Source organism: Rhizobium sp. P44RR-XXIV, from assembly GCF_001999485.2.
In the GTDB taxonomy this organism is placed as follows: domain Bacteria; phylum Pseudomonadota; class Alphaproteobacteria; order Rhizobiales; family Rhizobiaceae; genus Rhizobium.
Genome location: NZ_MPVZ02000028.1, coordinates 266,662 through 278,581, shown reverse-complemented (window position 1 = coordinate 278,581; position 11,920 = coordinate 266,662). Strand labels below are relative to the sequence as shown.

Annotated in this window: 14 protein-coding genes and 1 riboswitch; of the genes, 5 read left to right on the top strand and 9 right to left on the bottom strand. The window is 58.5% G+C overall.

Going from position 1 to position 11,920, the window contains the following annotated elements; all coding sequences use genetic code 11:
* Window positions 1-15: 15 nt before the first annotated feature.
* A riboswitch (FMN riboswitch) is annotated at window positions 16-160 on the top strand.
* Between the two features lie 89 nt (window positions 161-249).
* Together BSK43_RS18485 and BSK43_RS18480 are read left to right on the top strand one after the other, a co-directional pair.
* Window positions 250-726 carry a 6,7-dimethyl-8-ribityllumazine synthase gene (locus BSK43_RS18485; protein WP_077469125.1) on the top strand — a complete coding sequence of 159 codons (477 nt, stop codon included), beginning with the start codon at window positions 250-252 and terminating at the stop codon, window positions 724-726.
* A gap of 58 nt (window positions 727-784) precedes the next feature.
* Window positions 785-1,135 carry a VOC family protein gene (locus BSK43_RS18480; protein WP_077469127.1) on the top strand — a complete coding sequence of 117 codons (351 nt, stop codon included), beginning with the start codon at window positions 785-787 and terminating at the stop codon, window positions 1,133-1,135.
* A gap of 5 nt (window positions 1,136-1,140) precedes the next feature.
* Here the strand turns inward: BSK43_RS18480 and phnF are convergent, their stop codons facing one another.
* From phnF to BSK43_RS18460, 4 genes are all read right to left on the bottom strand, one after another.
* Window positions 1,141-1,869: a phosphonate metabolism transcriptional regulator PhnF gene (gene phnF, locus BSK43_RS18475; protein WP_077469129.1), complete on the bottom strand. Its 729-nt coding sequence runs from the start codon at window positions 1,867-1,869 to the stop codon at window positions 1,141-1,143.
* Window position 1,870: 1 nt separating this feature from the next.
* Window positions 1,871-2,557, bottom strand: a complete 687-nt coding sequence (locus tag BSK43_RS18470) for a methyltransferase domain-containing protein (RefSeq protein WP_077469131.1) — start codon at window positions 2,555-2,557, stop codon at window positions 1,871-1,873.
* Between the two features lie 113 nt (window positions 2,558-2,670).
* The gene (locus tag BSK43_RS18465; RefSeq protein WP_077469133.1) at window positions 2,671-3,066 is read right to left on the bottom strand and encodes a VOC family protein; all 396 of its coding nucleotides are present in this window, start codon (window positions 3,064-3,066) and stop codon (window positions 2,671-2,673) included.
* 100 nt (window positions 3,067-3,166) lie between these two features.
* On the bottom strand, window positions 3,167-3,592 hold the full coding sequence (locus BSK43_RS18460) for a tautomerase family protein (protein ID WP_077469135.1): 426 nt from the start codon (window positions 3,590-3,592) through the stop codon (window positions 3,167-3,169).
* A 120-nt stretch (window positions 3,593-3,712) separates the two neighbouring features.
* Here BSK43_RS18460 and BSK43_RS18455 point away from each other — a divergent pair, with 120 nt between their 5' ends.
* Window positions 3,713-4,318, top strand: a complete 606-nt coding sequence (locus BSK43_RS18455) for a TetR/AcrR family transcriptional regulator (protein ID WP_077469137.1) — start codon at window positions 3,713-3,715, stop codon at window positions 4,316-4,318.
* A gap of 66 nt (window positions 4,319-4,384) precedes the next feature.
* Here the strand turns inward: BSK43_RS18455 and BSK43_RS18450 are convergent, their stop codons facing one another.
* The 5 genes from BSK43_RS18450 to BSK43_RS18430 all read right to left on the bottom strand — a co-directional run bounded on the left by BSK43_RS18450 (window position 4,385) and on the right by BSK43_RS18430 (window position 9,729).
* Window positions 4,385-5,389 carry an ATP-binding cassette domain-containing protein gene (locus BSK43_RS18450; RefSeq protein WP_077469139.1) on the bottom strand — a complete coding sequence of 335 codons (1,005 nt, stop codon included), beginning with the start codon at window positions 5,387-5,389 and terminating at the stop codon, window positions 4,385-4,387.
* Window positions 5,390-5,401: 12 nt separating this feature from the next.
* Complete coding sequence (locus BSK43_RS18445; protein ID WP_077469140.1) at window positions 5,402-6,466, bottom strand: Gfo/Idh/MocA family oxidoreductase; 1,065 nt, start codon at window positions 6,464-6,466, stop codon at window positions 5,402-5,404.
* Complete coding sequence (locus BSK43_RS18440) at window positions 6,463-7,302, bottom strand: carbohydrate ABC transporter permease (protein ID WP_068398258.1); 840 nt, start codon at window positions 7,300-7,302, stop codon at window positions 6,463-6,465. The genes BSK43_RS18445 and BSK43_RS18440 overlap by 4 nt, the downstream gene beginning before the upstream one ends.
* Window positions 7,303-7,314: 12 nt before the next feature.
* Window positions 7,315-8,268, bottom strand: a complete 954-nt coding sequence (locus BSK43_RS18435; protein WP_077469142.1) for a sugar ABC transporter permease — start codon at window positions 8,266-8,268, stop codon at window positions 7,315-7,317.
* A gap of 201 nt (window positions 8,269-8,469) precedes the next feature.
* Window positions 8,470-9,729, bottom strand: a complete 1,260-nt coding sequence (locus tag BSK43_RS18430; protein ID WP_077469144.1) for an ABC transporter substrate-binding protein — start codon at window positions 9,727-9,729, stop codon at window positions 8,470-8,472.
* A gap of 544 nt (window positions 9,730-10,273) precedes the next feature.
* Between BSK43_RS18430 and BSK43_RS18425 the strand changes: the two genes are divergently transcribed.
* Entirely contained in the window at window positions 10,274-11,158 is an 885-nt protein-coding gene (locus tag BSK43_RS18425) for an N-acetylglucosamine kinase (protein WP_077469146.1), read from the top strand.
* A complete protein-coding gene (locus BSK43_RS18420) occupies window positions 11,155-11,919 on the top strand; it encodes a GntR family transcriptional regulator (RefSeq protein WP_077469148.1) in 765 nt (254 codons plus the stop codon). The genes BSK43_RS18425 and BSK43_RS18420 overlap by 4 nt, the downstream gene beginning before the upstream one ends.
* The last annotated feature ends 1 nt before the right edge of the window (window position 11,920 follow it).

The following is an 11,920-nucleotide window of genomic DNA, read 5'->3' as shown; positions in this document are numbered from 1 at the left end:
ATGGATTTATAGTTCACTCGTTCTCAGGGCGGGGTGGAATTCCCCACCGGCGGTATGGGGGTCTTCCCCGAGCCCGCGAGCGCCTCCCGGTTTCGGAAGGGTCAGCAGATCCGGTGAGAGGCCGGAGCCGACGGTATAGTCCGGATGGAAGAGGGCAAGCAGGTCGCATCCTTCTCGACGAGAGGAGTGTTGCGTGCCTGCGTGTTCGCCCAAGGGATATTTGATACCAACCCTTGAAAGGCACAATTCATGACCATTTCTATCTCCACTCAGCCGAGCCGCATTGCGATCATTCGGGCTCGCTGGCACGCCGATATCGTTGATCGCTCCGTGGATTCCTTCGTTGCCGAATGGCAGACGACGGAAGGAGCATCGCCTATCGACATCTTCGATGTACCGGGCGCACTGGAAATTCCGCTGCATGCACAGACGCTCGCCCGCAACGGCCGTTATTCCGCGATTATCGCCACCGCTTTCGTTGTCGACGGCGGCATCTATCGCCACGAATTCGTTGCCAACACGGTTCTCGATGCCATGATGCGCGTACAGCTCGACACCGGCGTGCCGGTCCTCTCCGCCGTTCTGACGCCGCATCACTTCCAGGAATCGGAAGCCCACATCCAGTTCTTCAAGGAGCACTTCATCCTCAAGGGTCGCGAAGTGGCAAGCGCCTGCCGGCATTTGCTCAATGAGCGCGCCAAGCTGCTGCCATCGGTCACGGTCTGAGCTAGCATGATGGAGGCGCGGCAATGAGCCCGCCTCCATTTCTCAAGGGACAAATTCAGTGACCGTTCTGCGCATCATCCCCAACCTGCCCGCCGCCGATCCCGCCAGCGCGCGCCTTTTCTACAACGAATTGCTCGGCCTCGACATCGTCATGGATCACGGCTGGATCCTGACCTTCGCATCCGAATCGGCAACGGTTCCGCAGATCAGCGTTGCGAGCGAAGGCGGCTCGGGCACGATCGTCCCCGATCTCTCGATCGAGGTTGACGATGTCGACGCGCTTTATCAGCGTGCCACGAAAATGGGCTTCGGCATCCTCTATGACCTTACGGACGAGCCGTGGGGCGTTCGACGCTTCTATGTCCGCGACCCCTTCGGCAAGATCGTCAACATCCTCTCACATCGCTAGGCAGGTTATCGCAGTTCGGCATTGAATATCACGCGATCTGCAGACCACATCGACTCCGAAAACGCGATGGGGACACCATCCATATCAACATCCACCTTGCGGGTGATGAGCAACGGCACCGATTTCGGTTGTCTCAGCAGCCGCGCTTCCTCGGCCGTCGGCATCCGCGCCTCGATCTCGGTCGACAATCGCTCATAATCGGTAATGCCATAGCTCGCGAGCGCCGCCGTGATCGTCGGATGCAGCAATCGCGCCTTGTCGAAATCCGGAAAGCGCTCCGCGGGATAATAGGTGTCACCGAGTTCCACAGGAACACCATCGGCAGTCATGACGCCGCGCCGATGGATGACGAGCGCACCGACCACCAGCTTCAGGTATGGCGCAACACGTTCTGTCGCTGGCAGGATTTCATGGGCCAGTAACTCGCCACCAGGCTCGAAGCCCTGCTCGATGAGGTTCTTATGGAAACGGGTGCGCTTCGAGAGCGTATAATCGAGCACGCCCTTATGAACGAAGGTTCCCCGCCCCTGCTCGGCGCGAACCAACCCACGCTGCTCCAGATGCCCAAGGGCCTGGCGGACGGTGAACCGGCTGACGCCGAAGCGCTCCATCAGCTCGGGTTCGGTCGGCAATCTCGCTCCCGGAGCCAGAGTCCCGGCGGCAATATCAGCCGCCAGGATTTCGCCGATCTGATGCCAGAGGGCGCTGCCGCCCTTTCGGTCAATCGTTTCCATCTCAGACGCGCTTTTCGAGGCGGAACAGCAGCTTGTATTCGGCCGGATAGCTCAGCGCATCGAGAATGCTCGGATAGTATTTCCGGTCTTTCGTCGCGCGGACGAAGCCGTCATAGCCGAAACGCCTCATGGAAACATCGAAGCCGGCAGCGGCAAAGGCTTCGATGTAATCCTGCGGCGAGCGATCCTGTACCGGCGCATTGCTGTTGCCACCGATCAGCTCGCGCCATTTCGGCCAGAGCGGCATTTCGTTGTGGCATCCAGTGACCGCATAATAGACGCCACCATTGCGCATCACCTGAAACATCTGCTCGGCATGCTGCCGAAGCTCCGGCAGCAGATAGACGACCTCGTAGCTGAAGGCCACATCGAAGCTATCGATAAAGGGAGAAAGGTCGGTCGTGACATGAAACTGCAGCGGCATATTGCCGACGGCAGCAACGGCGGCTGCGACAGATTCCGAGGCAATATCAATGCCGACACCACGGCGGAACGGTCGCATGGCGTGCAGCAGTCTTAAAAAGCCGCCACGATTGCAGCCGAAATCGAGGACGGATTTCGACGAGAAATCCCGCTCCGGCACCGTCTCGATGAAATGCCGCCAGTAAGGACTATGCGATTCCGCCATCGAGATATCGCCCTGCGGCTCTGTATGCCAAGTTGCATAGATGGATGCTGCGTTTGTCATGATCTGCTCGCCGTTGGAGTGGACTGACCCCGTGATAGCGCAGTCTCATGACAATCACATGAATTCGTCCGGACGACCGGACTATTTATCACCCTTCCACATCGACCAGCCGGTCACTGGGCGCAATCCACCATCCATTGGACGCCGAAGCGATCTGTCAGCTTGCCGTAATAGCTGCCCCACGGCTGGACAGCGAGCGGCGTCGTCACTCGACCGCCCTCGGCCAATCCGGCAAAAATCCTGTCGGTGCTCTCACGCGTATCCATGACAAGCATATGGGCGGACCCGCGCATCGGTTCGGCATCGTGATTGTCGGACGCGAAAAACAACACGCCAGGCCCTTCGAAGCGCGCATGCATCACCATACCTCGCATCGAATCGTCAGCGAGCGGCATCCCATCGGCACCGTGTCGGATCAGGAGCGTGATCCGGCCAAGGCCACAGGAGGTATAAAAGGCAAGCGCCTCCTCACAATGCGTGGTGAAGAACAAATAATTGGCGAGTTGCATGTCTTGCTTCCCTCTTGCAGTCGGACCGCAGCGAGTTCGCACGCGTCGGCCCGACACTTTAGAAAACTCTGCCATTCAGGCAGTAATCACCCGATGTTACCTAGGCAGCGGCAGCATCTTGAATGGCGCCAACCAGATCGGCATTGCTGTAGCTATGCCCTGCAATGCCCCAAGCCCCCTCCGGCGCATAGACTATGTTGGACCAGATGTGCTCGCGCTTGATCCGTCCTTCGGCAACTCGCTCGACGACTTCGGTTGCCTTCTCGATAAAGGCGCGTTTGGCCTCGGCCGTTGCCAACGCGATCTCGGGCAGCTTGAGTTCGATGAAGGCCGCCGCAACCGGCCTTCCCGCGGCCAGAACATGCTCGGCTGGAAGCACATTGATCGTGCCGATGACATTGGCCGTCATGAAGGCATTGCCGGTCAAGCCGGCGACATCGAGGACCGCATCCGTCAATCCGGCAAAAGCTCGCGCCTGTGCTTCGGACGAAAGCAGGCCTTCGGGTACGGTAAGGGTAATGGGCATGGGGTATCTCCTTGTTGGACCTGTGATGGCATTTGATATATACCGATCACTCTTTAACGATACACACCGATCACTCTCTATGCAAGCTATAAAGAGTAATCACTCTCAATGGAGACAGCAATGCGCTATAGCGCCGAACATAAGGAAGAAACCCGGACGCGGGTCGTCGCGGCCGCAGGGCAGGTATTTCGAAAGGAAGGCTATGGCGGCGCGGGTATCGATGCGCTGACAAAAGCTGCCGGCGTTACCAATGGCGCCTTCTATGGACACTTCAAGTCCAAGAGCGAGGCGTTTCGCACCGCCCTCGTGGAGGGATTGGAAGAGCTGCGCCAAGCAATCTTGGCACTCAGGCAAAACCAGCCGAAAGACTGGCTAAAGGCGCTCGCCAGCTTCTATCTCGGCTACAAGCGGACCTGCGATCTCGGTGACAGCTGCACGCTGCCCAGCCTTTCACCCGATGTGATGCGCGCCGACGAGGAAACGCGCCGCGTCTATACAGTGGAGCTCAGAAAACTCATTGCAGACGTCGCCGCCGGTCTGCCGGAAAGCAGGAGTTCAACCGAAATAGCGGCCGAGGATCGCGCCATCGTTCTCCTGGCAACGCTGAGCGGTGGCCTGACGCTTGCTCGCGCCGTCTCCGACCCGGTCCTTTCGGTCCACATTGCCGAGGTCATCGAGCGAGCCGCTTTGACGGCAGGCAATCCCTCACGCTCGCATGAAGAATAACGATATAGTTCACACGACCGCGGGCGGTTGAGACGAAGCCCATGGCTTCGTCTCAACGGGACCAGTTTATGCCCGGATCGCCTTGTTGTCCGGATCGAAGCGATGCATGTGGCTGGTATCCGGCGTCGCATAAACCATTTCGTCCGGCTCGTATTGATGCTCGCCGAAGAGACGCACGGTCAGAAGACCGGTGACATCGGATTCGAGATAGATGATCGTGTCGGCGCCGAGGTGTTCGACGTGAATGACCTTGGCCGACCAGGTACCCTGCTCGCGCGACAATGTAATATGTTCGGGACGGATACCAACGGTCTTGGCCCCGCTATCCTCGAGCTTCTCCGCCGCAACGAAATTCATCTGTGGCGAACCGATGAAACCGGCAACGAAGACATTGGCTGGCCTGTTGTAAAGCTCCATTGGCGAGCCGATCTGCTCGATCGCGCCGGCATTGAGCACGACGATCTTGTCGGCAAGCGTCATCGCCTCGACCTGATCATGGGTGACATAGATCATCGTCGCCTTGAGGCTACGGTGCAGCCGCGCGATTTCCAGACGCGTCTGCACGCGCAAGGCCGCATCGAGGTTCGACAGCGGTTCGTCAAAGAGAAAGAGCTCCGGTTCGCGCACGATGGCGCGGCCGATGGCGACGCGCTGGCGCTGGCCGCCGGAAAGCTCGGCCGGGCGACGCGCCAGATAAGGCTCGAGCGACAGCATGCCGGATGCCTTGCCGACGCGGCTTTCGATCTCGTCTTTCGCAGTGCCGGCCTGCTTCAGGCCCAGGCCCATATTGTCCTTCACGGTCAGGTGCGGATAGAGCGCGTAGGACTGAAAGACCATGGAGATACCACGCTTTGCCGGCGGGGTTACGGTCACGTCCTCGCCGTTGATCAGCACAGTCCCCGACGTCACGTCTTCAAGACCGGCAATGCTGCGCAAGAGGGTCGACTTGCCGCAACCCGAAGGGCCGACGAAGATGACGAACTCGCCATCCTGCACTTCGAGGTCGATACCCTTCAGCACATCATGCTTGCCATAGGCCTTGCGGATGGATTTCAGTTGAAGCGATCCCACAGTCTCTTATCCTTACAAATAAACGGGCTTGCCGGTGCGCACGCTCTCGTCTGCCGCAAGGCAGATACGCAGCGATTGAACGGCATCGGCCATATGGCGATTGAGGTCGATATCCTCGCGGATGGCCTTGAGCATAAAGGCCTGCTCGAAATCGCAGAGCTCCTGATGGCCAGGTTCGCCATCCATATGCAGATCGCGATCCGGCCGGATGAATTGGCCGCCTGGTCCCGTCTCGGCATTGTGCAGCCGAATGACGGATGTCTTCGTGTGCATGTCGATATCATCGGACTTGGCATTCTGATCCATGACGATCGAGACCGAGCCGTTCGGCGACATCACGTCCTTCACGAAGAAGGCCGTCTCTGAAATCATCGGTCCCCAGGCAGCCTCGTACCAACCGACGGAACCGTCCTCGAAAATCACCTGCAGATGGCCGTAATTATACATGTCCGGCTTGATCTCCTGCGACAGCCGCAGGCCCATGCCACGCACCTCGACAGGCTTGGCGTCGGTGATCTGGCACATGACGTCGACATAATGCACGCCGCAATCGACGATCGGCGACGTGTTTTGCATCAGCGCCTTGTGCGTCTCCCAGGTCGGGCCGCTCGATTGCTGATTGAGGTTCATGCGGAAGACAAAGGGGCCGCCAAGGTTACGGGCCTCGGCAATCAGCCGCATCCATGATGGGTGGTGGCGCAGGATATAGCCGATCGTCAGCTTCTTGCCGGCCTTCTTGGCAGCCGCGACGACCCGCTCGGCATCTTCGACCGTCGTGGCCAACGGCTTCTCGACAAAGACGTGGCAGCCCGCTTCGAAGGCCATGACGGCGAAATCGGCATGGCTGTCGGAATAGGTGTTGATGGAGCAGAGGTCCGGCTTCAGCTCCTTCAACGCCGTCTCGAAATCCGTATGGATCGTATATCCCCGCAATTCCTCAGGCAGCTCCCGCCTGGAGCGGTTGACGAGACCGACAATCTCGAAGCCGGGATTGTTGTGATAGGCGAGCGCATGGCTGCGGCCCATATTGCCAAGGCCGGCGACGAGAACGCGGATCGGCTTTTCGGATACGCTCACTTGACTGCTCCAGACGTAATGCCACGAATAAGTTGGCGCGAAAATATAACGTAGAGGACGAGGATCGGCAGGATGGCGAGCGTCAGAGCCGCCAGCACGGCGTTCCAGTTCGTGACGAACTGTCCGATGAAGATCTGGGATCCAAGCGTCACGGTCTTTGTCGCTTCGCTCGGTGCCAGGATCAGCGGGAACCAGAGGTCATTCCAGATCGGGATCATGGTGAAGACCGCGACCGTCGCCATTGCCGGGCGAACCAGTGGCAGGACCAGACGGAAGAAGATGGAATATTCGCTAAGACCGTCGATACGACCGGCATTCTTCAAGTCGTCGGAAACGGTTCGCATGAATTCCGAGAGGATGAAGATCGCCAGGGGCAGGCCCTGTGCCGTGTAGACGAGGATCAGCGCCGTCAGCGTATTGACGAGGCCGGCGGCAACCATTCCCTGCAGGATGGCAACCGTACCAAGGCGGATCGGGATCATGATGCCGATCGCCAGATAAAGACCCATCACCGTATTGCCGCGGAAGCGATATTCCGACAGCGCAAAAGCTGCCATCGCGCCGAACAGTAGCGTGAGGATGATCGATACGATCGTCACCACGAAGCTGTTCTGGAAATAGGTCAGGAAATCCCCCTGCTTCAGAACCGTGTCATAACCGATCATGCTGAATGAGGATGGCGTCGGCAGGCTCAAGGGTGCACGGAAGATCGACGCACGATCCTTGAAGGAGTTGATGACTGTCAGGAACACCGGAAATAGCGCAACAAGCGTGTAGGCGATCAACGCCAGATGCACGAAGCCGGTGCGGACAAGGGAAGTGCGCGCCTTGGACATGGTCGCCTCTCCTCAGAACTGGTAGCGACGGATGCGCCGCTGGACGATGAAAAGATAGAATGAAACGCCGGCCAGGATGATCAGGAACATCACCGTCGCGATGGTGGCGCCCATCGAGCGATCCCCGAGCTGCAGCTGGAAGCCGAAGAAGACGCGATAGAGAAGCGTGCCGAGAATATCGGTGGAGCCATCAGGCCCCGCCAACGCCCCCTGCACGGTATAGACCAGATCGAATGCGTTGAAATTGCCGACGAAGGTCAGGATCGAAATGATACCGATCGCCGGCAGCACCAGCGGCAGCTTGATCTTCCAGAACTGGCTCCAGCCGGTAATGCCGTCGCATTCGGCAGCTTCGATGACCTCCTCTGGAATATTGAGCAGGGCGGCGTAGATCAGCATCATCGGGATGCCGACATATTGCCAGACCGAGATCAGCGCGACGGTAATAAGCGCCGTACTTGGCCGGCCGAGCCAAGGCGCAAAGAACGACTTCAGGCCGATCATGCTCAGCAGCTCGGGTGCAACGCCCCACAGCGGAGATAGGATCAGCTTCCAGATGAAGCCGACGACGACAAAGGAAAGTAGCGTTGGCAGGAAAATGGCGGTGCGGTAGAAGGCGACAAACCGCAACCTCGGCAGAGACAGCAGCGCAGCCAGCGCGACACCGATCGGATTCTGCACGCACATATGGATGGCGAAGAAGATCAGGTTGTTGCGTAGCGCATTCCAGAAATCATGCGACCAGCGTTCGTCGCCGAACAATACCCTGAAGTTGTTCAGGCCGACGAAGGCGGGTTGATTGTCAACAACGTTGTAGAGCGACAGCCGCAGCGTCTCGATCAGAGGCAGGATCATGACCGCCGTATAGACGACGACAGCCGGGAAAAGGAAAACGAGGATATGCCAGCGCGTGGAACGCCTGATCGGCTTGACCTCGGCAATATAGGACGTGTCAGCGTCGCTCATGGCTTTCTGCCTGTTCTTGTTGGCTGCATGATGAGACGGCAGCTCTAAGGTTCAAATCCACCCGTTGCCCCGGTCTGCGGCCGGATCGAAACGACGTCGGGTGTGTCGCAATGCAATGGCGATATGATCGCCAATCCGATTATCCATCACAAGAAAAAAGGGCGAGGAGCCCGATGGCCCCTCGCCCGTATTACACAATGATCACTTGGCCGGCTTGTACCAGCTGTCGAGACCCTTCTGCAGCTTTACGCCAGCCTGCTCCGGCGTATCCGTGCCGTTGATCACGTTGGCGGATTCGGTCCAGGTTTCGTTTTCCAGGTTCGGCGTGCCGCGCGACAGGATCTGATACGTGGAGCGAACGGTCGACTTGTGATCGCCACGCCAGGACACGAACTCCTGTGCGAGCGCATCGCTCATCTTCACCGGATGCGAATTCAGGCTGAAGAAGCCCGGCAGCGAATTGGCATAGATGGTGGCGAATTCGTCGGAAGCGACCCAGCTCAGGAACTTCTTGGCTTCTTCCTGATGTGCGCTCTTCGCATTCAGGCCGACGCCGATATCCGGATGATCCGAGATGTAGCCGGTATCGCCAGCCTTTGCGACCGGCGGCGGGAAGGCACCCATCTTGAACTGCGCCTGGGTGTTGAACAGAGCGATTTCCCAGGAACCGGCCGGGTAGATGGCGGCCTTGCCGAGCGTGAAGAGGTTCTGGCTGTCAGCATAACCCTGCGCTTCGAAACCATCGCCGAGATAAGGCTTCCACTTGGCGAGTTCCTTGTAAGGATCGACCCAGGCGGCATCCGTCAGCTTTTCCTTGCCGGAAATAAGAGCCTCGCGGCCCTCCTCACCCTTCCAGTAGTTCGGGCCGATGTTCTGATAGCCCATGGTTGCGGCTTCCCACAGATCCTTGGTGCCCATGGCCATCGGAATGTAGGTTCCGTCAGCCTTGATCTTGTCAAGAACGGCAAAGAAGTCATCGCGCGTCGCCGGGACCTTCAGGCCAAGCTTGTCAAAGGCATCCTTGTTGTAGATGAAGCCGTGGATGACCGAAGCCATCGGCACGCAGAAGGTGGACTTGCCGTCGTCCGTGGACCATGCAGCCTTGGCGACTGCCGAGAAATTCTCGATGCCCGGCAGGCTGGTGAGGTCGGCAAGATGCTTCTTGTTGAAGAGGTCGAGCGAGGCGTCGAACGGGCGGCAAGTGATGATGTCGCCTGCGGAACCGGCATCGAGCTTGGCATTCAGCGATGCGTTATATTCGGTCGGAGCCGTCGGCGAGAAAACGATCTTGATGCCCGGATTCTTGGCTTCGAAAGCCGGGATGATCTTGTCCTGCCAGATCTGCAGGTCATCGTTACGCCAGCTCTCCACGGTCAGCGTTACATCAGCTGCGTGCGCAAAGCCGACTGACGTCAGCAGGCTGGATGCAAGCAGCAAGCCTTTCAGAACGTTGGTTTTCATTTCCCTCTCCTGTTTTCCGCGCCTGTATGCCAAGGCGCTGTTCTCGATCCGAAAATCCGCTGGCCTGTCCAATAAATGGCCAGCGCTCCATAGGGATCGCCAGTTCTGCCGATCCCTCATGCACAAGGCTTCAGAGGCATTTGCCCGATTGGCCCGATCAATTGCTTCCCGCCCTCAAAGAGCGGAAACGCTGCAAGAACTACGCGGGAAATTCATGACGAACGCCGAAACGAGGATCCTCCTGATCCAAATGGCTTCGGACAACGACGAGGTGCACGTCTTTTTTACCACCTACCGGCTGTTGTTATTCTGCCGGTTCCGCCGATGTCTGTTCGCATTGTTCCCTTGAAGCGAATTAAGTCCAAAAAAATACCAATTGTCCAGCCGATTTTAACACTCAACCATAAAAAGAGCAGGCAAAAAAATTTTATCCATAAATTTCAAAGCGATATCAGCGCGCAAAAATGAGCGTATTGCCTATTGGTAAATGGTATTTTTTTGGTATTGTATAAAAAAGCGGGAATGGACGGCATCCGGAGGCATGATGGGGCAGTTTGCAATAGGCATCGACGGAGGCGGAACGAACTGCCGCGCAGCCGTAATTGATGGAGCGGGGCAAATTCTCGGCACCGGCAAAGCCGGCGCTGCCAACATTCTATCCGACCTGGAAAACTCCCTGATCAATATCGTGGCATCTGCCCGCCAGGCACTGGCAAGCGCGGGGCTGGATCCGGAACTGGCTCAAGAATTACCCGCATTGATCGGCACGGCCGGCGCCAATGTCGGCAACTATGGAAAACGGGTGGAGAGCGCTCTTCCTTTCGCGAGTTCGCGCGTGGTCACTGATGCGACTATCGCGCTTCAAGGCGCACTTGGGGATGCTGACGGAATCATCGGCGCCTTTGGCACCGGCTCGGTCTACAACGCTCGTCACAAAGATAGAATCTGGGGGATTGGTGGCTGGGGCTTCGTCGTCGGGGATCAGGCAAGCGGTGCCCGCCTCGGCCGCGATCTGCTCGAACGCGCACTTCTGGCACATGATCGAGTGATTGCGGGATCACCGCTGACAGATGCGGTCATGGCCGAATATGGCGGTGACCCCGAGCAGATCGTCGAATTTGCCCACGCATCGAAGCCAAAAGACTTTGCTCGCTATGCGCCGATGGTGTTCGAACATGCCGGCGCGAATGACGCAGTCGCCGTCGAGATCGTCAGGACGGCAGCCAAAGCGATAACTGAAAGCCTGGATGCGCTGCTTTGGCCCGAATGCCCTTCGATCTGCCTTCTCGGCGGCATGGCCCAGGCCTATCGTCCCTGGCTCGACGCACGCCACAAGACGCTTCTCGCCGAACCCAGGGGTGATGTGCTACGCGGAGCGGTGGAACTGGCGGCAAAACTGCTGCGGGATGGGGAGGAAAATAGAGGATGACCGAGGATCTGAGCGCCATCTTCTCGCCGGAACGCCTGTCGGGCGGCGGCACGGGACCGCTCTATGTCAAACTGCGACGGACACTTGAGGACGCCGTAAAGGTCGGAAGGTTGAAGCACGGCGACGCTCTGCCGCCCGAGCGCGATATCGCCGAATTCGCCGCCGTCAGCCGCGTCACCGTGCGCAAGGCAATTGATGATCTCGTCGCCGAGGGAATTCTGGTGCGCCGCCACGGATCCGGCACCTTCGTCACAAAGCCGGTCTCGAAAGTCGAACAGCGGCTATCACAGCTCACCTCATTCACCGAAGATATGGCCCGACGCGGGATGACCGCGCGTTCGGAATGGCTGCACAAGGGCATCCATACACCCTCACCCGACGAGATGATGATCCTGGGCCTTGCCGCCGACACCAAGGTGTCGCGGCTGAGTCGCCTGCGCATTGCCGACGACCAACCGTTGGCTATCGAACATGCCAGCGTCTCGGGTGAGTTTTTGCCGGATCCGTCGATCGTGACGACATCGCTTTATGCGGAACTGGAAAAGCGGCAAGTCCGCCCGGTGCGGGCGGTACAGCGCATATCGGCAACCAACATGAAGGAATCGGATGCGGGTCTGCTTGGCGTTCCCGTCGGAGCCGCCGGTCTTTCGATCGAGCGCATTTCCTATCTCGGCTCGGGCCGGGCCGTGGAATTCACCAGATCGCTCTATCGGGGGGACGCCTACGACTTCGTCGCGGAACTGACGATCGGCGCGACGTAAC